Source organism: Shewanella sp. Pdp11, assembly GCF_002838165.1.
GTDB classification, from domain to species: Bacteria; Pseudomonadota; Gammaproteobacteria; order Enterobacterales; family Shewanellaceae; genus Shewanella; species Shewanella hafniensis.
In genome coordinates this window covers 2,838,241-2,860,116 of record NZ_CP015194.1, presented here as the reverse complement: position 1 = coordinate 2,860,116, position 21,876 = coordinate 2,838,241, and the positions used below count along the sequence as shown (strand labels likewise).

Below are 21,876 nucleotides of genomic sequence, written 5' to 3'. Positions count from 1 at the left end.
TCTTAACCGCAAGGCTTTACTCTTGAATACGTTCAAGTTTTGCAAGGTAAAAGCCATCAAATCCGCTATCGGCAGGGCTAATACTTTCATCCTCAATTAGGCGGAAATTAGGATTCTCAGCTAAAAACGCATCGACTTGACCGCGGTTTTCACAAGGGAAGATAGAACAGGTCGCATAAACCACTATGCCACCAACTTTGACCATGCGGCTATAACTGCTCAAAATGTGTTTTTGCAGTTCCATTAACACGGGTAAACGCTCGACGGTATCACGCCATTTTGCATCGGGATTACGCTTTAATACACCCAAACCTGAGCAAGGCACATCGAGTAATACCCGATCGGCGCTGAGCTTTAAGCGTTTAATGGTTTTACTGCTGGCAATCACGCGGGTTTCGACATTGTGCGCCCCATTACGACGGGCACGCTCTTTGAGCTTGTCGAGTTTCCATTGCTCCACATCCATGGCTAACAAGCGCCCTTTGCCCTGCATTTGCGCGGCTATGTGTAATGTTTTGCCACCCGCACCTGCGCAAGCATCGATGACTTTCATACCCGGTTTGGCATCAAGCGCTGCCGCCACGCGCTGAGAGCCCGCATCTTGCTGCTCGAATAAACCATCTTTAAAGCTTTGGGTACGGAACAAGGCAGAATCGGAGGTCACTTCAAGGGCAGAATCAACCCCATCAACGCTCTGCGTGCTCACAAACTCTGCGGCAAGCTTAGCGGCCAATTGATCACGTGTTATTTTAAGGGCATTTGCGCGTAAAAAACGTTTCGGCGCAGTGCTTAACGCGGCACGCTCCTTGTCCCAAGACTCACCTAATTGCTCACGGCCCATCGCATCGAGCCACTCAGGGCAACCGTCCCACAGTACAGGCTTAGTTTTAGCCTGCTCGGTGCGCTCGCTCAAACGCGCCTCATCGACTTGCAGCGAATATTGCATTTTAGGCAGTTCAAGCCCGTGGAATAAATGCCACGCATTAAGCAATTTAGAGCCAAAACGCTCCATCTCATCTGGACTGATTTCCGCCAGATAACAATATAAATTTAAGCGACGTAGGATATCACCCGTCGTTAATGCGATACGCGCCTGTTCGGCGGGTACCAATTGCAACCCAGAAAAATGCTGAGAATAGGCCCGATCTAAGGGTTTCCCTTGGCTCAGCACCATAGTTAAGATACTGATCACTAATTCGTTCGAGCTGGCAGAAAGCGGAGAATTCAACATTTAAAAGGTCACCATGAATGATAAAACCGGAGGATCATAGGAGGTCAGGCCCTAATACGCAAGCACGCTGGCGCTGAGTTAAGGTTAAAGCCATAAAAAAAGCGATCCAGAGGGATCGCTTTTTAGTTTAACTCTGTTAACCCGTTACATTTTTGAGCCTTTAGCCCCGTAAAACAGGATAAAGCCATAGCAAATCACAGGCAGAATAAACGCGTGCTGTACACCAAGGTTATCCGCTAACATGCCTTGGAATAAAGGTAGAATCGCCCCACCCACAATTGCCAGACACAAAATGCCACTGCCCTGTGAAGTGTGTGGACCTAAATCACGCAGCGCTAAGCTGAAGATCGTTGGGAACATAATCGAGTTAAATAACCCCACCCCAAGGATTGCCCACATAGCAATGCTGCCACTGCTTGTCATCGCCACCAGCACAAGTAGCGCTGCAATAAAGGCATTAAAAGCAAGTACTGAGCCAGCGGGCACTTTTTGCATCACCACAGAGCCAATAAAACGTCCCACCATAGCGCCGCCCCAGTAATAGGCGATGTAATGGGCGGCTTCGGCTTCTGGCATGCCCGCAATGTGGCTTTCGCCTAAAAAGTTAACTAAGAAACTACCGATAGACACTTCGGCGCCGACATACACGAAAATACCCACAGCGCCGAGCACTAAGTGCTTGCTTTGTAAGGCACTGGTTTTACCTAGATGGGTTTGGACCTCACCTTGAACACTGTGATCATGCTCACGGATCACAGGTAAATCTAATTTTGCAAAAATCAGCGCTAAGATTGCCAAGGCGCCAGAAAGCAACAGGTATGGCAGTTTAACCACTTCGGCTTCGGCGCTCGCGTTGGCTAAATCGCTGGATACTGAACTGGCAACAGAAAGAATGAGCATAGCACCAAAGAATGGTGCCACAGTTGTACCTAACGCATTGAAAGCTTGCGTTAAATTCAAACGACTCGAGGCAGTTTCGCTACTGCCTAAGGCGTTAACATAGGGGTTGGCTGCCACTTGTAGGATAGTGATGCCCGATGCAAGAACGAATAACGCGCCAAGGAACAGATTGTAGGTCGCTAGCGTGGCCGCTGGATAAAACAGCGCACAGCCAATACTCGCAATCACAAGACCGGTAACTATCCCCTTTTGATAACCCAGTTTTTTGACTAAGTTACCAGCTGGGATCGACACTAAAAAGTAAGCTCCAAAGAAACAAAATTGGATCAACATGGCTTGAGTGTAATTCAGCGAAAACACCGCTTTAAGATGCGGGATCAGAATATCGTTCAAGCAAGTGATAAAACCCCACATAAAAAACAGTGAAGTTAATGAGATCAAGGCAAAACGATAACTGCCCGAGCCATTTTCGCCAGCATTACTGCTGTAACTACCGATATTAATTGATGACGCCATAGTTATTCTCTCTGTATGTTTTTATTATCAGGAACTAATTAAGGTTACATTCCCCAGTATGCCCGTGGGCGGCTTTACGTCGAATAGTGGGCTTGGGTATATACCCAAGCTACCTGAAGATACGAGTTTCAGAGCGCCTAGGGTGCTTCAATTCAAGGCGCATCAATGACAGAATGTCGGCCACCTTTTGAATTGATGCAACACCGAAGTGGAGTGCCCTAGGCGCTCCGTCCCGGCGGGTTTTAACGCACTTTATGCCGTGTTGGTTATTTTTAACTTAGTCCACTAGGTCTGCAAATAACCGCCTTGCCTAAAGTGCGTTAAATTCCCGCTGAATCCTGCATCTTCAAGTTGTTTGGGTATATAACACCTCAGCCGAATAAAAATGAATCATTTTCACTTTAAAACTGCATAAAAGCTGGCAAATGCCGAAAACTTCAGCTGATTGTTTTCTATTTGTGCGGTTTTCAGGCCATGTCCCAGCAACATTTCACTAAATTCAAACTGTGATGAATCCAACTCAACATCGGTATTCCCTAAGTTGAATCCGACGAATATTTTGAGCTCTCCTAAGGTACGGATAAAGGCCAAGATGGGCTCGTTGGTATCCACAAACTGGATATCGCCTTCAATCAGCACTGGGTGTAATTTACGCCAAGCAAGAAAACGTCGATAACCATTAAGCATGGAATCTGCATCTGATTCTTGTACATCTACCGCTAACGCTTGATGCGCAGGTGCTATCGGCAGCCAAGGCGATACCTCACTAAAACCACTAAAATCGGCGCCTTGCTGCCATGGCATTGGCGTACGGCAACCATCGCGGCCTTTGAACATAGGCCAGAAGGTTTTGCCAAAGGGATCTTGCAACTCATGGTATTCAATCGGCGCTTCGGTTAAACCGAGTTCTTCACCTTGATAACTACACACACTGCCGCGCAGTGAACTTAGCATGGCATTGAGCATTTTAACCATGTCAGAATTCTGTTTGCCCAGCCCCCAACGGCTCGCCACGCGCTGCACATCATGATTACCGATAGCCCAACAAGGCCAACCATCACCTATGCTCGCTTCTAATGCCTCTACGGTTTGGCGAATATAAGCGGCGCTGTAATCGTCGGTTAATAGCTCAAAACTGTAGGCCATGTGCAGGCGATCTTCACCTTTAGTGTAAGCCGCCATCACAGCTAAAGAATCTTCGGCCGACACTTCACCTAAGGTCACAGCGCCGGGATAGCGATTAATGAGCTTTCGTAAATCTTCGATAAACGCGATGGTTTGCGGACGGTCATTATTGTAGTAATGATATTGATAGGCGTAAGGGTTATCTTCGCTAAAACCTCGGCCCTGACGTTTATCCTTAGGTTTCGCTGGATTGTCCCTGAGCTGTTCATCGTGATAACAGAAGGTAATTGCATCTAAGCGAAAGCCATCAACACCCTTTTTAAGCCAGAATTCAACATTATCCAGCACAGCTTGACGCACGTCAGGGTTATGGAAATTAATATCGGGCTGGCTACGCAGGAAGTTATGTAAATAATATTGTTGTCTGCGTGGTTCCCATTCCCAAGCACAACCGCCAAAAATCGCGAGCCAGTTGTTAGGCGCTGTGCCGTCTTCCTTAGGATCGGCCCACACATACCAATCCGCTTTAGGATTTGTACGGCTCTCGCGGCTTTCAACAAACCACGCATGCTGATCAGAGGTATGACTTAATACTTGATCGATAATGACCTTAATGCCTAAGCCGTGAGCTTTTTCAATCAATTCATCGAAATCATGCATAGTGCCAAAAAGAGGATCAACTTCGCGGTAGTCACTGATGTCGTAGCCAAAATCTGCCATGGGCGATTTAAAGAATGGTGAAATCCAGATGGCATCGACGTTGAGGCTCGCAATGTAGTTCAGCTTAGCGATAATGCCACGCAAATCACCAACGCCATCACCATTGGTATCTAAAAGGCTACGCGGATAAATTTGATAAATCACCGCGCCTCGCCACCAAGTTAACTCACTCATTGTTGCCCCTTTATCGTTATTCTACAGCGATCTTTCCCTAACACACTCACGCAAACAGTTATCGTTTTGTTACTGCAGAGTAAAGGTATCGCGGCTTATTTTGTGTCACCGAGCATACGTGAAGAGGGAAATAAGGTTCAATACACCTGCATACGTATGCAGAAGACCGCGCCAGAAACCACATTGAGACATAACTCGCTTTACTATTTATTAACAGTCACTTAATTGCAAAATAAAATCATTTTACGCCATGAGATTTCCCGCAATTAACGGCTATTCTTAACTCAACAAGGCATTGAATACGTATGCACTCTGTTGTTCCGCTAAGAAGCTCGGGAGTAGTATCTTCACCGTTGCATAACAACTTGGTCATAAACGCAGCACTTATGCAGTCAATTAAGCGCCCAGATACCAAAAAAAAGGCCGCAAACATAACGCGGTGATAACGATAAAACGCTCTACAAAGCGATAAAGCGACTCCAAGGGGAAGAGAGATATGATGCGATTTAAACCCAGTTTGCTAACCTTAGCGCTCATTGCCGCAGGTGCGAGTATGCACTCCTATGCGGCAGATGAAGTGGCGACAGATAAGACAGCTAAAGATGAAAATATTGAAGTGATTCAAGTCACTGGTATTCGCCGTAGCTTGCAAGAATCCCAATCACTTAAGATGTCATCCTCTTCTATCGTTGAAGCCATTTCAGCGGAAGACATAGGTAAATTACCGGATGTCAGTATTGCAGAATCTCTAGCACGATTGCCTGGCGTATCGGCTCAACGACTCGATGGTCGTGCCAACGTGATTTCTATCCGCGGTATGGGCCCTGACTTTACTACCGCCACATTAAATGGTCGCGAACAGGCCTCTGTGAACGATAACCGCAGTGTGGAATTCGACCAATATCCATCTGAGTTATTAAATCGCGTTGTAGTTTACAAGACACCCGATGCCTCAGTTATGGCGCAAGCCATCGGCGGTACGGTTGATATGCAAACAATCAGTCCTTTAGCCCACGGTGAACAAACGATTGCCGTTTCGCTACGCGGCGAAATGAACGATTTAGGTTCATTAAACAGCGGCTCAAGTGACACAGGCTACCGTGGCAGTATCTCTTATATTGACCAATTCGCCGATGACACTATTGGTGTCGCCATTGGTTATGCTCGCATGATGTCACCTAACCAAGAAGAACGTTGGCAAGCTTGGGGTTACCCAACCAATGACAATGGTGATAGCGTTTTAGGTGGTGCAAAACCTTTCGTTCGTTCAAGTGAATTAGAACGTGATGGTGTACTCGCCGTATTTGAATATGCGCCAAATACCACTTACCACTCGACCTTAGACATTTACTACTCAAAATTTACCGATGATCAACGCCTACGAGGCATTGAAATCCCTGGTGCTTGGGGCACAAACGGTGGCGTAATTCCGACGACAACTGATAATGGTTTAGTCACTGAAGGTGTCATCAAAGGCGCTGAAGTCGTTATCCGTAACGACGTCAACAAACGTGATGCGGATTCTCTGTCTATTGGCTGGAATAACAAATTCAACATCAATGATAACTGGAATGTTGAAGCCGATATCTCCATGTCTAGAGCTAACCGTACTGACATAGGTATGGAAAGTTACTCAGGAACTGGCCGCGGTACAGGTGTGGGTGCGGTTGACGATTTAGGCTTTGCTTATAACGGTAAAGGCGGTTATATATTTGACCATAACCTCGATTATTCTGATAAAAACCTGATCAAACTTGGCGACCCACTCGGTTGGGGTAGCCCACTAGGCGCTAACACTCAAGACGGCTTTATCAACAAACCTGAAATTGAGGATGAGCTAAAATCCTTCCGTTTAAGCGCTGAATATGTGCTCGATGGCGGTGCCGTCCGTAGCGTTGAGTTTGGTGTGAATCGTACTAATCGCGATAAAACCAAATTAGATAAAGGTTATTACCTGACACTCAAAGGTTATGACGGTTCTGCCAATTACACTATGGCAGTACCAGATCAATACCTACTTGCACCGACGTCACTCGATTTCTTTGGTATGGGCAATGTATTAAGTTACGACTCGTTGGCTTTCTACAATGACGGTAACTATACAGAAACTGATGTTGCTGATGTGGATCTTTCCCGCGCAACTAACTCTTGGGCTGTTCAAGAAAAAGTGACCACCGGCTATGTGATGGCCAACCTTGAATCCGAAGTATTTGGTATTCCTTTCACGGGTAACGCAGGCTTACAAGCGGTTCATACCGATCAATCTTCTGACGGTACAGTGGCAACGGTTGAAAATGAAGTAGTGGTGTTAACGCCGCGCACTGCGGGTGATTCCTATGTTGAATGGCTGCCAAGTGTTAACTTAAGTTTCGAAGTTGCCGATAGCCAAGTGGTCCGTTTAGCCGCAGCGCGCACGTTAACCCGTTCACGCATGGACAAAATGAATGCCAACCTAAACTACACTTATTCAGCTAACCCAAGTGGTGGCAACGTTAACTGGAGTGGTAGCGCCGGTAATCCTGAGTTACGCCCATGGTTAGCCCGTCAATATGACTTAAGCTATGAAAACTATTTCAGCGACCAAGGTTATTTCTCGGTAGCGATATTCTACAAAGATCTTGAGAACTACGTTTACGATCAACATACAGACTTTGATTTCAGCACTCTATTCCCACAAGGGCCGACTGATAACCCGATTGGCGATGTCACCCAACCACAAAACGGTGAAGGTGGTTATGTTCAAGGTGTTGAAGCCTCTGTATCTGTCGACTTTGGTATGTTTGCCGATGTGTTAAGTGGGTTTGGTACTGTTATCAGCGGCTCATACAACGACAGTGAAGTGAAAGAAACTCCAACCAGCAATCCAACAACCTTGCCAGGTCTGTCAGAAAAAACCTTAAACGCGACGATTTACTATGAAAACTCAGGCTTCGAAGCGCGCATTAGCTCACGCTACCGCAGTGACTTCCTTGGTGAAGTAACCAAGATCAGTCTGCAACGCGAAAACGTGAACATCAAAGCTGAAACTGTGGTCGATGCACAAATTGGTTATGACTTTAGCGAAAGCGGTATCGAGTCTCTGTATGGTTTATCTGTTCAGTTCCAAGTGAACAACTTAACCAACGAGCCTTTCACCTCTTACACTAGCGATGATCAACGTTTAGTCCGTGATTACCAAAACTATGGCCGTAACTTTATGTTAGGCGCAAACTATAAGTTCTAATCCTGCACGGCTTAAAGCCTCTGTAACCTGTTACAGAGGCTTTTTACTTTATCATTTCAAGCCACTGGGCTATTCATTTATCTGCGTTAATTGATCACCACGAATCATAATGTGAAAGGCTTATATCATGAATAAAATCAGAGATATCGTCATTGTAGGTGGAGGTTCATCAGGTTGGATGACGGCGGCCATGTTGGCAAGATTGTTTAAGTCAATACTGAATATCACCCTGATTGAATCTGAAGATATAGGCACAGTGGGCGTAGGTGAAGCCACCATTCCACCACTGCAAATATTCAATAACGTGCTAGGGATTTCCGAAGCCGATTTCATCAATGCCACCCAAGCAACGTTTAAATTAGGTATTCAATTCGAAAATTGGGGCAAACCAAATGAAACCTATATGCATGCTTTTGGTAATGTAGGTAAAGATATAGGTTTTACTCAATTTCATCATTATTGGCTCAGCACCTCCCCAAAAGAGGTCAATTCGTTTTGGGATTACTCGGTTAATTACCAAGCGGCGAAACACAATAAGTTTCAAGTACTCCAGCAGATCCCAAACTCTCCCCTTGCCGGCTTAACCCATGCTTATCATTTTGATGCAGCGCTCTATGCCCAATTTTTACGACGTTTCAGTGAGCAACTCGGAGTAAAGCGTATCGAAGGCCAGATTACGGCGGTCGAACTCACGCCAAACGGCGATATTGAAAGTGTAACCTTAGGATCAGGAAAAACCGTAACAGCCGATTTCTTTATAGATTGCTCGGGCTTTGCCGCGCTACTGATAGAAAAAGCGCTCAAGGTTGGCTTCGATAGCTACCAACACTGGCTCCCCTGCGACAGCGCCTATGCCGTGCCCTGCGAAAAAACGGCGGCAATAACGCCTTATACACGTTCTATAGCCCATGATGCGGGTTGGCAATGGCGGATCCCGCTGCAACACCGCACAGGCAATGGGTTAGTCTATTGCAGTCGCTATATCAGTGATGATGCAGCTAAACAGCTTTTACTCAATCATTTAGATGGTAAGCCTTTGGCTGAACCTAAGAAAATCAATTTTAAAACCGGACGACGAATCAAACAGTGGCATAAAAACTGTGTTGCCATCGGCCTTTCGAGTGGGTTCTTAGAGCCTTTAGAATCCACCAGCTTACATTTAGTCCAATCGGTGATTATTCGCTTGAGTAAACTCTTTCCACATCAAGGAATTGCACAAGCGAATGTCGATGAGTTTAATCGCCAGTCCCAACTTGAATTTGAACAAATCCGCGATTTTATTATCTTGCACTATCATTTAAACCAAAGGGAAGATGCGAAGGAAAATGGGTTTTGGTATCAATGCCGAACCATGTTACTGCCAGAGAGTTTGCAACAAAAAATCGCCCTATTTCGTGCCACAGGCACAGTGTTTAGACATCAAGATGAACTCTTTACCGAAGCCGCATGGATTCAAGTCATGTTGGGGCAAGGCATTAGGCCTCAGGATTTCAATCCATTAGCGGCAACCATTCAACCACAAGCACTGAGTGAATTTCTGCTCAATATGCGCACTATTATTGATAATACCGTCACTAAGCTACCAAGCCACGACCAGTATCTAGCACACATATCGACACATAAATAATCACTACGGCTTAAGAGTTACGACTGACGTTAGGAGTGTACTAACTCATCGATTTATAAATTGAATTTGCAGTTTAAATTTGAATCAACAAGGAAAGAATATGATATTAAACCTGCGGACTCTCACCACTTCCTTAATGATAATGCTAAGTCTATGTGCCTCAGATAGTACTGCCAGAGCAAGTTCGAGCAGTCTCTCTTTGCCACTTCAAGACACATCAAGCCAGCCTCATGGCCTGACACTTGAACCCGCATTTTGGTGGGCGGGGATGCACAATCCTGAGTTACAATTGATGCTGTATAGCCGCGATTTCCCTAGCTTACCGCAGCAGCTTAAGCTTGATATCCAAGGTGAAGGCATCACGCTAAAAAGCATTGAACACACTGATAACCCTCACTATCTGTTTATCAATTTAGATCTGAGCCAAGCTGCGCCGCAAACCTTTGAGCTGGTGATTTACAGCACTGACTTGGCTTCAAAAACCAGCGCTTCAAAAACCAACACGCCTCTTTATCGCCTGCCCTATACGTTGCAAGCGCGTGCTGAGGGCAGTCGTGAGCGCCAAGGGTTTAGCAATAAGGATGTGATTTACCTTATCACCCCGGACAGATTCGCCAATGGCGACACCAGTAATGACAATCAAGCCGATATGTTAGAGCAAGTCGCAACGAACTCTCCTAGCAATTCCAACCATCCCTATTATCCCGATGCTCGCCATGGCGGCGATATCGCAGGGATCAGCCAGCACTTAGCGTATCTGGCAAAACTCGGGGTGACTCAGTTATGGATCAATCCGCTGCTTGAGAATAATCAAGCCCAGTATTCATACCACGGTTACTCAATTACCAATTTATACCGCGTCGATCCCCGCTTTGGCAGCAATGAAGAGTATAAAGCCTTAGTCGCTAAGGCGAACAAGCTTGGCCTTGGAGTGATTAAAGATGTTGTCGTGAATCATATCGGCTCTAATCATTGGTGGCTCAACGATTTACCTAGCCAAGACTGGCTGAACGATGCCACAAAAATGCAGCTAAAGAATCAAAAATCCAAGCCTCACTTGACTCAGTCTGCCGATACTAAATCCAGTGCTATTAAATCCAGCTTTACCAGCCCCCGTTTTACCAGTCATAGGCGCACTACAGTGCAAGATCCCTACGCGGCAGCGCAAGATCATATCGATTTTGTCGACGGCTGGTTTACCGACACTATGCCGGATCTGAATCAAAGCAATCCAAAACTGGCAACCTATCTTATCCAAAACAGCATTTGGTGGGTCGAGTACGCCGGGCTTTCAGGAATACGCGAAGACACTTATTCCTACGCCGACAAAGCATTTCTCGCTAAATGGTCTAAGGCCGTAATGAGTGAGTACCCGAATTTTAATATTGTTGGCGAAGAATGGACCGCAAACCCCATCACAGTGTCCTATTGGCAAAAGGGCAAAATCAATGCCGATGGTTATACCTCAGATTTACCCAGTTTGATGGACTTCCCGCTATATGAAAAATTAATTACCAGCCTCAATGAGCCAGAAAGCTGGGACACTGGTTTTATCAAGCTTTACGAGATGTTAGCCAATGATGTTGTGTATGCTGATCCTAGTAAGCTCGTGCTATTTGAGGGTAATCACGACACTAACCGTATCTTCAGTTTAGTGAAAGAAAATATCGACTTATACAAGATGGCCCTCACCTATGTGCTGACCGCCAAACGCATTCCGCAGCTGTTCTACGGCACAGAAGTGTTAATGACCAGCCCGACAGAAGGCCGTCACGATGGCGTTGTGCGCAGTGATTTCCCTGGAGGGTTTGCCAACGGTGCCACTAACGCCTTTACTGGCCAAGGACTGAGTGAACCGCAGCGACAAGCACAGCAATTTGTCCGTACCCTACTCAATTACCGTAAACAATCCCCTGCGCTGCAATCGGGCGACTTGCTGCACTTTGTGCCGCAGGATGGCGTCTATGTGCAATTTCGCTGCGTATTAAATACGCCATTATCATCTGAACAGAATGCCGAGGCGCTTAAGTCACTAATACAAAACAATTCTCAAACCCGACACAATGCTTGCACTCAGCCCTCAGCCGATAAAGTCATGGTGATTTACAATAAAAATGACAAGGCAATCGCGCTAGATATAAACCGCTTTGCCAGTGTATTTGGCGATAACGGCACCGCGACAGACATCATCAGTGGCAACACTGTTTCACTCAATCAAGTGATAACCTTGTCCCACGCAGGGGTCACAATCCTCGAGCTTAAGCCTAATTCTAATACTGACTCTAATACTAAGTCGCCACTGAACGCTGTCTTGCCTAGCAGCCAAGATTCATTGCACTCGGGAAATCAAGCTAACGTTTTACCGCGCGTTCAAACTCACAGCAGTGCTAACAACAGTGCTAACAACAGTGCTAATAGCCTAGCTAAACACTCAACCCAAAAAGGAACTCAGTCTTGAGCTTTTTATCGCCTATCGATTCCAGAGTGACTCAGAGCCCCCAAGCGGCTAAATTTCCCATCGCAGCTTTACGGACCAAAACAGCGAAAAATACGCAGCGCCGACAGTCGCGGCATTCAGCACTCAATTTATGTCTACAGTCTTTGCCTAGTGCTAATTTATTTACTGCTTCTTTATTCAGCGCCTCTTTATTAACTGCCTTACTTTTTAGCTTCTCGGCCAATGCATCGGCGCTGGCGCTTGATAATGAGTTACAGCCAAAGTCAGAGAGTGAGGTTATAACGCTAAAACCTGTGGTGTATCAGATTTTTACTCGCCTTTATGGCAATAAAAACCCAACGAACAAACCTTGGGGCACAATTGCCGATAACGGTGTCGGAAAATTTGATGATATCGACGATGTTGCACTCAATAGCATCAAAGACCTAGGTGTTACCCATGTGTGGTACACAGGCGTTCCCCACCATGCATTGATTGGCGATTACAGTGCGATTGGCGTAAGTGCAGATGATCCTGATGTGGTCAAAGGCCGCGCTGGTTCACCCTACGCAGTTAAAGATTACTACAACGTCAACCCGGATCTGGCGGTCAACCCCGCCAACCGTTTAGCCGAATTCGAAGCGCTGATTGCTCGTACCCATCAACACGGCTTAAAGGTGATTATCGATATAGTGCCAAACCATGTGGCACGCCATTATCAATCGGTCAGTAAACCCCAAGGCGTGCGCGATTTTGGCGAAGATGATGATACCAGTCTGGAGTACGCCAAAAACAACAACTTCTATTACGTCGTTGATAACAGTGTGAAGGGAACGAAAGGACAAGCGCATGCCTTTGAGGTGCCAAGCTTACCCGCAGAGCTTAAACCGCTGGGCGGAGAAGCTCATCCCTTAAGTGACGGTAAATTCGACGAATTTCCCACAAAGTGGACCGGCAATGGCTCACGCTTAGCCAAGCCCGATGCTAATGATTGGTACGAGACCGTTAAAATCAATTACGGCGTGCGCCCCGATGGCACCTATGACTTCCCTCGCCTGCCAGCCAAATTCGCCACTTTTACTGAAGCGCAGCATTACGCTTTCTGGCAACAACATTTAGCCGAGCTCCCGAGCTCTTGGATTAAATTCAATCAGATTGCGCAATACTGGCTAGCGAAAGGGGTCGATGGCTTTCGATACGATATGGCTGAAATGGTGCCAGTTGAGTTTTGGAGTTATCTCAATAGTCAGATAAAACACACTAATCCCGATGCCTTTATCTTGGCCGAGGTCTATAACCCTAAACTGTACCGAAATTATATCCAGCTTGGAAAAATGGATTATCTGTACGATAAGGTCGATCTTTACGACACTCTAAAAGCCGTGATGGCGGGTAAAACTAGCACAGCTAATATTGCGGCGAATCAGGCAAAAGTGCAGGATATTGAATCCCACATGCTGCACTTTTTAGAAAACCACGATGAGCAACGTATTGGTAATGCGGCATTTTTAGCATCGCTACAAACAAATATCTCAGCAAATGACTCTGCAACTGCTCAGGCCGTAAATCCGAACTATGCCCTACCAGCCATGGTGGTATCGGCAACAATAGGCACTTCACCAACGTTGGTGTATTTTGGCCAAGAAGTGGGAGAAGCAGCCATCGATAACCCAGGTTTTGGTCATGCATCACGCACCAGTATTTTTGACTATGTTGGTGTCCCCGCCCATCAGCGCTGGATGAACAATGGCAAGTTTGATGGTGGACAATCGACACAGCAAGAAACATCACTGCGAGCTTACTATCAAAAGCTATTAACGTTAAGCACTGGCAGAACCACGCCCGCACTCTTAGGACAATACTATTCACTCGATGCTGCAAATCGCAGCAAGAATGATGCGACTGAAAGTAACAGCACTCAAAATATGAATACTCAAAAGAGTGCCGTGCACGAAACTGGCTATGACGACAGCACCTTCGCTTTTGCCCGCTTCGAGGCGATATCTGGGACCTCAAAGCAGACTCAAAAGCTGATTATTGTCAGTAACTTCAGTCAGACCAAATCAAAAGCCTTACAGCTCAAGCTACCCAAAGAGCTTATCCGTAAGTGGCAATTAAAGGACGGCGTATTTCCGCTTATGGATTTACTCGAAGATCATGCGGCGAAGTTAGTCATTAAGGAAGCTGAAGGTCTAGTTCAGATGCAACTTGCACCGTTGTCTTCAGCCATATTCGAGCTGGAAGATTAAACGAGCAACAAGCAAAGGTGAGCTAAAAAGTGAAATCGACCGATAGCGTCACGCTAAACTGTGACGCTATATTTTTTAACCGTTATACTCTCAAACCTTTCTATCTTATTTGATTACCCTTTAAAAATCACAAAGGAAAGCGATGTTACTCGGCATTCACCATGTAGCGATTATTTGCAGCGACTATCAAAAATCCAAACATTTTTATGTGACTATTCTTGGTCTTAGCGTACTCGCAGAGCATTACCGTGAGGCATGTAATTCCTATAAACTCGATTTACAGCTCGGGGATAAGAGTCAAATCGAGTTGTTTTCATTCGACACTCCCCCCAAGCGCCCCAGCTATCCCGAAGCCTGTGGACTGAGGCATCTTGCCTTTCGCGTCGCATCGATTGAAACCGCCATCGAACATCTTCATAGCCATCACATTACCGTTGAACCCGTCCGCATTGACGAATACACAGGCAGAAAATTCACCTTCTTTAGCGATCCCGACGGCCTACCCTTAGAATTATATGAGCTATAGCCTGAATCAAGCTGAGCCTCAGAGCAGAGAATGAGATGAACAAAGCTTAATTACCACGGGAATGATTTAGGATTAGACTGAACCAAGCGACACTGACGTTTAACCATTTTGACGCTACGATAAAGTCAAAGCCTACCTAGGCTAACCATTTAGGAACTCAAGGTGTTTGATAATCCAGCATTATTACTATGGAGTTTAGTCTTTAGCCTCATTGGTCTTGGCTTTTTCACCTACGGCAAACGCCAAGCCGCCCCCATCCCTTTAGTCGTAGGTCTCACCCCTGATGATTTACCCTTATTTTGTCACCAATCTCGCATTACTTATCGCCATAGGCATCGCCCTCATCGCACTCCCCTATTTTATGAGGATTTGATTTTTTAATCCTTGTTTAACCATTAAAGTCTTTTTTGCAAGAGGTCTTTTTTACTAGCCACCCATGATATAAAAATAACCAACAACATCGAAGCTACGTTTACCAAACGGTTTGTGGCTTAGATTGAAAAGTCAGGTTTTCGGTGGATTATCGCTGGTTATTTTTTGATTTTCCGATAATTAGCAGGAATTGGGTCGATTTAGTTCGAGTCAGGCTCTCCACTGCTATGGATGAGTGAAGTTTGGCGCTGAACTATCTCTGAATGTGGACTATCTCTAAATGGCTCAGCTTGCCATTAAATTCAGGCAGCTGTGGCGATAGTGCCTTCGTCGCTTTTCAAGGTGTTCGCAATAACAAGTGAGCTCTTGCACTGTACCTACAGGGCCTTTAAAAAGCTGCCCGAAATGCTGAGTGAGCTTAAGCCAATGCTCAGGCGGAATATTAAGGCGAATCAGTAAGCTTGCACTGCTCGAACTGATACTCCCGCGTTTATCATCGCGAATAATTCTGCCGGTATCATCGACCAGTTGCAGATAATCTTGTACATCAAAGGACAGCCCTTTAGGCATATTATCTCGCTCATTACCGATAAAAGGCAGTAAGGTTTCGGGTTGTTTGCCGGCTAGTGCCGCACGGATACGCCGTTGAATACTAGTGAAGTTCGAAGTTTCTGGTGATGTAGCTAGTTGAGCACGAATAGGGTTGAGGTCAACATAAGTCATACATGCGAGTACTGCCGCCTCATCGAGTAGGGCTTGGGATTTAAAACGGCCCTCCCAGAAGCGTCCAGTGCAGTTATCCTCTTGATTTGCCTTACGGGCGATAGGTTCATTTAACGCTCGCATAAACCAAGAAATATCACTTAAGCGACTGCGGTATAGAGCGATATGGTGTTTAAGGTTAACCACGTCATGGGCTTCAACAACTTGTCCTTGGACAAACTGTTGTGTTAATTCAGTGCCTTTAAATACCTGATGCCAATGCTCAAGCACTTCCCTATCACTCCATTGATTAGCTTGGTAAATGTCCACGCAGAGTACCAAATGCAGATGATTGCTCATCACCGCATAAGCAGCGACATCAATAGCAAAAACCTGAGCCAGCTTAAGTAATTGCTGCTCTACCCACTCGCGTCTATGGTCGTAGTTTTTACCAGAGAAATAGTCTTCACCACACAAATAGGCACGCCTAACGACTCGACTACAACAGTGATAAAAAGGCGTATCTTCCAAACTGATTTGAGTTCTCCTTGGCTGTGGCATCATCACACTCCTTGTGTGGGGAAACAGACACTAAGCCTAGTTGAGAAAAGGGTGACTCACCAAGGAGTCATCGCTAAATTAGAATGGGTGGCTTATGAAAAACTCTTACGAAAAACTGCTTAAGAAAAAACTATCTATCACTGGTCATGACTTTACTGGCCAAGCCAATAAGCAACACCCCTGATATTCCCTCTAAGGCTCTGGAATAACGCTGGGAATTGGGCCGACTAAATACCCAGCTTCCCGCAGACGCATAAAGGACGTTACACAGGGTAGCTAACAAACTGAAAATAAGACCAAGGGTTAACAGCTGAATTGACGTTGACCCCGCTAACGGGTCAATAAACTGCGGCAAAAAAGAGAGGAAAAATAAAGCAACTTTAGGATTAAGTACACTAACGACAATGCCTTGGAAAAATACGTTGCCGTTTGGTTTGCTATTGTCATCAACCACAATATGATTGTTGCCACGCCACATTGATATTAACGCTTGGATGCCTAAATACATTAGATACGCGGCCCCCAACCACTTCACAATACTAAAAGCCAAAGCTGAACTGAGAATGATGGCAGATAATCCCAAGCTAGCAGCAAGCGTGTGAACAAAATAGCCCACACCTAAACCCATCGCAGCTTTAAGCCCACTGATCATTTTCCCTTTCATTGTGTTAGATACAATGTAGATAACATCGGGTCCAGGGATAAGATTGATAGCAAGGCAAGCAACTGCAAACAGTATTAGTGAATTTAAATCCATTTCATTTTTCTCCTTGTTAAACGCGTAACCTATCGCGCCCGCGTAAGTGGTGTTCAACGCAACACCACAGCCTCTACAAACCACTTTAAAAATAAAATCAAAACGTTAACTACAAGTAAGTTGATAACCAGAGCCTGTGCTCAACTTTATATACTTTTTGCCCACGTCTTGATTTAATGCAAACTTCAATTTGCTCATTCTTAACGATCTTAATTGGCACTTAATTTTTTTATTCACGGCAAATCGTTAAACGGCGCAACGCAAAAATCCCCAGTAGTGAAAGTATCAATAGCGATAAGCTGCCACCGCCGCTGTAACCTTGTTTATGTTCTATGGTGGCAACGTGCTCTTCTTTAACCCGAGTTTTAAAGCGGGCGAGTTCATCGTCTAAATTGACTATCATATCGTTCACCGCCAGCTCAAAACCCTCATAGGATTTCTCCCTTAGGGTTGTCGTCACGCCAACAGCGGTTGAACTTTCAGTTAACTGATTTATGCCCGGCGCCCTAAATAACATCTTTTGGCTGCGCATATCGAACACCGCTGTATCTACAAAGGTTTGGATTGCATTTTCATTACCGGGGATTAAATACATGCCCACGATAGTCCAATAAAGGATGGCGGATTTGTTCTCGTGGCTTTGCATCAGTTGATCATAAGATACCAGCGCCATCACATCGACGTCATGCAGGCGGGCAACTTGCTGCAAGGTATTAAAACCTTTGCCATTTTTAAGATAGGTGCTCGGAATGATTTCAATACGATCGATATAATCGTATTTAATAAAGGATTGTTTCACCTTGTTGAGCAAAGCGACTTGGGCGCGACTGTCCATGGCATCGGCTTGCCAATGGGATGAAGGTAAAAAAGCAATGCCGACGGTAATAGGCAAACGCAGTACAGGTAAGGATGGCTGCTGGGCTTGGCGGCTCTTCTCATCTGGATATAAGTATTCGACTAAGCTACTCGATACCGCCTTTTTATCTGTGGTATTACCGTTAAAAAACGCGCTGCAGCCACTGAGTGAAAGCATTGCGAGTGAGATTATGCCGCTGGTTATGATCTTAAGTTTCATCTGTTTCCCTACCGTATCCATACACTGCCGCTAATGATGCTACTGAACTTATTGCTAGCGGATATTGCTGGCTACCTTATCCACTCATTACAGTTAAAACAAGTCGTTATGTTCACATATCAAATCAAAGACATTCAAACTCAGGTTTTACATACCAATTTTAGATACAAAAAAGCCGCATCATAAAATGCGGCTAGTCAGGTAGTGTCACACACGCTTATACACTTTTTTGTGCACGCTTTTATGCAATAGGCTTAAGCGTATTTACGCACTTTTTTAAGCGCAATTTGTTGTTTTAACATGGATAAATGTTCGATAAACACTTTGCCATGTAAATGGTCGATTTCATGCTGTAATACTATGGCTAAAAACTCATCGGTTTCGATTTCGATAGCTTTGCCAGTTCTGTCTAAGGCGGTCACTTTAACTTTTTCAAAACGTGACACTTTAGCGCGATAACCTGGGATCGACAGACAGCCTTCTTCACCCACAAACTCGCCAGACTTTTCGACGATTTCAGGGTTGATCAGCACTTGAGGTTGGTCGCGACCGTCAGATAAATCGATCACAATAATTGCATCCGTACTGCCGACTTGCGTTGCCGCTAAACCGATACCATCGTCCGTGTGATACATGGTTTCGATTAAATCATCGATAAATCCCTGAACAGCTTCAATATCTTTTACAGGTTGCGCTTTACGTTTAAGGCGCTCGTCGGGAATGGTTAAAATATCGAGTACAGCCATGCCAGTTATCTTCTCTCATCGAGTCAAAAAAATTGGCGCTATTATGGACTATTTGACCATTTACACAATATTAAAGCTAAAAACAGTTTAAATATTTTGTTAGCAATCGAGATAGTCGATAAAAAATACCGAGTAATGCATCATCCATTGAGTGCTTAATGCCCTCTCATCTTCCGCTAAACCAGACTTTGCCGTTACACTAGCGCAACCTCGTCGCCCACGATTTTTACTGTATGACCTTTTAAGCATGATCATCTGAGCATGAACACGCATCTAGCTGAGGACCAACTATTCAATGACATCGTTTCCAAAAGACAAATCGCCGCTGTATCACTATCTTGAAAAAGATAGCCAAGATGAGCAGGATTTAGCGAGTCACCAGCCCCAAGCGATGGACTTGTCTCCCATGGCGAAAATCTGGCATATCGTCGCTATGATCCCGCAGGGAAAAATCAGCAGTTATGGCAAAATTGCCGATTATGCGGGATTACCGGGGCGAGCACGTTATGTGTCCAAGGCACTCAAATCGGCACCCGAGCATTTGTCTCTGCCTTGGCACAGAGTCCTCAATAGTCAGGGTAAAATCTCCTTCGAGAAAAATTCAGTCTCCTTTCAGGAACAGATGGAATTATTAAGAATCGAAGGGATAACAGTGAACTGCGGCAAAGTTAATTTGTCTGAGTACCAGTGGCGTCCCGATCTAGTCACTTTAGTCATGGCAATGCCATTTTAGTTTAATATACTGATCCATAAACTGTTTACATGGCTATTTACAGAAGTGTCGGCCTCGGCTATAACCTGCTAACCGTCGACTCCGATTTTTAATTTACGCTGAACTGATTTACCCTGAACTGTGTAAGTAAGCATGCTACTCGACACTTTTTTATCAACCACTACTGAGCGTTTGTAGTGATACAAGGTGAAAACCTGCGACCCAAGGAGCATTCTTTGCGTACCATTCCCACATTATTAGTGAGCTTAACGGCCCTCACCCAAAGTATGTTTGCCATAGCCGCGCCGACGCCGCTCACGCCGCAGACAGCCGAATACCAAGTCAACTATGGAGATATCGAACTCGGTAAAGCCAAATACACCCTGCCCAATCCAGAAGATGGGGTGTATAAGTATCGTTTTGACAGCGATCTTAGCCTGTTATTGTTAACCGATGTGCGCCACATCTTGAGTGAATTTACTCAAGAAAATAGTCAACTCAGCCCTTTACGTTACTTACAGCAGCGTCAAGGTGTCGGCCCGAATTACACAGAACAAACCGCGTTCGCCAAAGCGCAGGGCTTTATTCATACCCGTTATAAAGACGAGAAAGGCAAATTCCCCTATGAAGGCGAGATTTTCGATCCACTAATGGTGCAATTGCAATTCAGGCTCGATATGGTCTCGGGCAAAGAAGCGCTCGACTACAAGATGGTCAAAGACAACGAACTGGATGAATATAAGTTCCATGTCATTGGCAGAGAACGGATGAACATCGATAGTGGCAGTTACGACACAGTCAAAATTGAAGTGGTGCGTGACAATAAAAAACGTCAAACCTTCTTCTGGATGGCACCGGATTTAGCCTACCTGCCCGTACGGTTAACACATTTTGAAAAAGGCAGTAAGCAGCTCGATATCAAGTTGCTGAAGTATCACTTCGATGAAGTTGTGAGCCAAGAAAGCACCCCGGCAGATATTGCTGAGCAACCGCAAGTACCAAAACTGCTCGGCACGACGGAAGGTTAACTGGCAAAGCATTGAGTTGAGTTGAGAAAATCAACTTAACTCAATGATACAAAGCCTTAGCTGAATTAGACCGATAAAACCAAAACGTACTAATACCGAATCGAATGAATAGCTAACCGAGCTAGTATTTAACTGAACCTAGGGCCAGAACTCTAAGTTCGGTTAATGCTCATAGCTAATGGTTCATAGCTGACAGTTCATTGCAACAAGTTCGTTACTAATGGCCTATCACTAATCCTTGTTTGCTAAAAGATGCGTTGGATAACATCAAAGATCGATTAACAGCTCGCCTAATCTAAATAGCTTCCAGTTACCCGGCTGCATAACATGCCACTGTTCATTCTCGGTCAATGGACGCGTCGCAATCACAGTCACCACATCATGGGCGGTAGTTTCCTTATCAAAATCAATCACCACATCGGTATCAATAAGTTTCGCTTTGCCAAACGGTGCGCGGCGAGTGATGTAACATAAATTATTGCTGCAATAGCTCATCAGGTGCTCACCATCGCTCAAGATCATGTTGAACACACCTAAGGCACGGATTTGTTCGGCCAACGTCGCGACATAATGAAACACAGCCAACATATCTTCAGGTTTAGCATCGCCAAACTTCTGGGCAACTTGTTCCAAAATCCAGCAGAAAGCGAGTTCGCTGTCAGTATCACCAACGCTCTGATAGCGCGAGACGTTAAACTTAGGCAGATAGTCCGTCAATTGGCCATTATGAGCATAGGTCCAATAACGTCCCCATAATTCGCGGGTAAAAGGATGAGTATTCTCTAAAGACACGCAGCCGCGATTCGCTTGGCGAATATGGCTTATTACCACTTCACTTTTAATCGGGTAGGATTTGATCAATTTTGCAATATGCGATTCGCTACTCGGGCAAGCATCTTTAAAAGTACGGCTACCTTTGCCCTCGTAAAACGTAATACCCCAGCCGTCCACGTGGGGACCGGTTACGCCTCCACGTTGTGCTAATCCCGTAAAACTAAACACAATATCGGTTGGCACATTGGCACTCATTGCCAGTAACTCGCACATATTTCTCGCCTATCATCAATCAAAAATCCACTTGTTGGCATTGTAACTAGTTGATGACATTTGTGGAATGATCAAAGTCGACAAATAATTTAAACAATTGTTTGAAAAATACTTGTATTAAAATTGTCTTAGGTTTAACTTTTATGCG

The 21,876-nt window shown here is 45.2% G+C and carries 16 protein-coding genes; 8 read left to right on the top strand and 8 right to left on the bottom strand.

All coding sequences use genetic code 11. The features are described from left to right. Window positions 1-16 precede the first annotated feature (16 nt). From AYJ58_RS12645 to AYJ58_RS12630, 3 genes are all read right to left on the bottom strand, one after another. Window positions 17-1,231, bottom strand: coding sequence for an RsmB/NOP family class I SAM-dependent RNA methyltransferase (locus AYJ58_RS12645; RefSeq protein WP_106650397.1), 1,215 nt, complete (start codon window positions 1,229-1,231; stop codon window positions 17-19). A gap of 144 nt (window positions 1,232-1,375) precedes the next feature. Beyond that, window positions 1,376-2,647 carry a sugar MFS transporter gene (locus AYJ58_RS12640; protein ID WP_106650396.1) on the bottom strand — a complete coding sequence of 424 codons (1,272 nt, stop codon included), beginning with the start codon at window positions 2,645-2,647 and terminating at the stop codon, window positions 1,376-1,378. Window positions 2,648-3,043: 396 nt separating this feature from the next. Further along, a complete protein-coding gene (locus AYJ58_RS12630) occupies window positions 3,044-4,666 on the bottom strand; it encodes an alpha-glucosidase (RefSeq protein WP_106650395.1) in 1,623 nt (540 codons plus the stop codon). Window positions 4,667-5,162: 496 nt separating this feature from the next. Here AYJ58_RS12630 and AYJ58_RS12625 point away from each other — a divergent pair, with 496 nt between their 5' ends. From AYJ58_RS12625 to AYJ58_RS21935, 6 genes are all read left to right on the top strand, one after another. Then, window positions 5,163-7,889, top strand: coding sequence for a TonB-dependent receptor (locus tag AYJ58_RS12625; protein ID WP_106650394.1), 2,727 nt, complete (start codon window positions 5,163-5,165; stop codon window positions 7,887-7,889). A gap of 127 nt (window positions 7,890-8,016) precedes the next feature. Beyond that, window positions 8,017-9,516: a tryptophan halogenase family protein gene (locus AYJ58_RS12620; RefSeq protein WP_106650393.1), complete on the top strand. Its 1,500-nt coding sequence runs from the start codon at window positions 8,017-8,019 to the stop codon at window positions 9,514-9,516. A gap of 100 nt (window positions 9,517-9,616) precedes the next feature. After that, window positions 9,617-11,974: a glycoside hydrolase family 13 protein gene (locus AYJ58_RS12615; protein ID WP_106650392.1), complete on the top strand. Its 2,358-nt coding sequence runs from the start codon at window positions 9,617-9,619 to the stop codon at window positions 11,972-11,974. Further along, window positions 11,971-14,202 carry an alpha-amylase family protein gene (locus AYJ58_RS12610; protein WP_106650391.1) on the top strand — a complete coding sequence of 744 codons (2,232 nt, stop codon included), beginning with the start codon at window positions 11,971-11,973 and terminating at the stop codon, window positions 14,200-14,202. The genes AYJ58_RS12615 and AYJ58_RS12610 overlap by 4 nt, the downstream gene beginning before the upstream one ends. A 142-nt stretch (window positions 14,203-14,344) precedes the next feature. Further along, window positions 14,345-14,728, top strand: a complete 384-nt coding sequence (gene gloA2 / locus AYJ58_RS12605; RefSeq protein ID WP_106650390.1) for an SMU1112c/YaeR family gloxylase I-like metalloprotein — start codon at window positions 14,345-14,347, stop codon at window positions 14,726-14,728. 162 nt (window positions 14,729-14,890) lie between these two features. Next, on the top strand, window positions 14,891-15,109 hold the full coding sequence (locus tag AYJ58_RS21935; RefSeq protein WP_232790806.1) for a hypothetical protein: 219 nt from the start codon (window positions 14,891-14,893) through the stop codon (window positions 15,107-15,109). Window positions 15,110-15,385: 276 nt separating this feature from the next. On the opposite strand, the gene AYJ58_RS12600 is transcribed toward AYJ58_RS21935, so the two are convergent. The 4 genes from AYJ58_RS12600 to def all read right to left on the bottom strand — a co-directional run bounded on the left by AYJ58_RS12600 (window position 15,386) and on the right by def (window position 18,941). After that, on the bottom strand, window positions 15,386-16,363 hold the full coding sequence (locus AYJ58_RS12600; RefSeq protein WP_106650389.1) for a transposase: 978 nt from the start codon (window positions 16,361-16,363) through the stop codon (window positions 15,386-15,388). A gap of 130 nt (window positions 16,364-16,493) precedes the next feature. Continuing rightward, window positions 16,494-17,120, bottom strand: a complete 627-nt coding sequence (locus tag AYJ58_RS12595; RefSeq protein WP_106650388.1) for a LysE family translocator — start codon at window positions 17,118-17,120, stop codon at window positions 16,494-16,496. A 229-nt stretch (window positions 17,121-17,349) separates the two neighbouring features. Next, window positions 17,350-18,195 carry a rhombotarget lipoprotein gene (gene rhlP, locus AYJ58_RS12590; RefSeq protein ID WP_106650387.1) on the bottom strand — a complete coding sequence of 282 codons (846 nt, stop codon included), beginning with the start codon at window positions 18,193-18,195 and terminating at the stop codon, window positions 17,350-17,352. 254 nt (window positions 18,196-18,449) lie between these two features. After that, window positions 18,450-18,941 (bottom strand): peptide deformylase, encoded by a 492-nt coding sequence (def, locus tag AYJ58_RS12585; protein ID WP_006081499.1) that lies wholly within the window; start codon window positions 18,939-18,941, stop codon window positions 18,450-18,452. 295 nt (window positions 18,942-19,236) lie between these two features. Here def and AYJ58_RS12580 point away from each other — a divergent pair, with 295 nt between their 5' ends. Both AYJ58_RS12580 and AYJ58_RS12575 read left to right on the top strand, forming a co-directional pair. Further along, a complete protein-coding gene (locus AYJ58_RS12580; RefSeq protein ID WP_106650386.1) occupies window positions 19,237-19,674 on the top strand; it encodes an MGMT family protein in 438 nt (145 codons plus the stop codon). 215 nt (window positions 19,675-19,889) lie between these two features. Next, window positions 19,890-20,681: a DUF3108 domain-containing protein gene (locus tag AYJ58_RS12575; RefSeq protein WP_106650385.1), complete on the top strand. Its 792-nt coding sequence runs from the start codon at window positions 19,890-19,892 to the stop codon at window positions 20,679-20,681. Window positions 20,682-20,948: 267 nt separating this feature from the next. Here the strand turns inward: AYJ58_RS12575 and AYJ58_RS12570 are convergent, their stop codons facing one another. Beyond that, window positions 20,949-21,728, bottom strand: a complete 780-nt coding sequence (locus tag AYJ58_RS12570) for a class II glutamine amidotransferase (RefSeq protein WP_106650384.1) — start codon at window positions 21,726-21,728, stop codon at window positions 20,949-20,951. Between the last annotated feature and the right edge of the window lie 148 nt (window positions 21,729-21,876).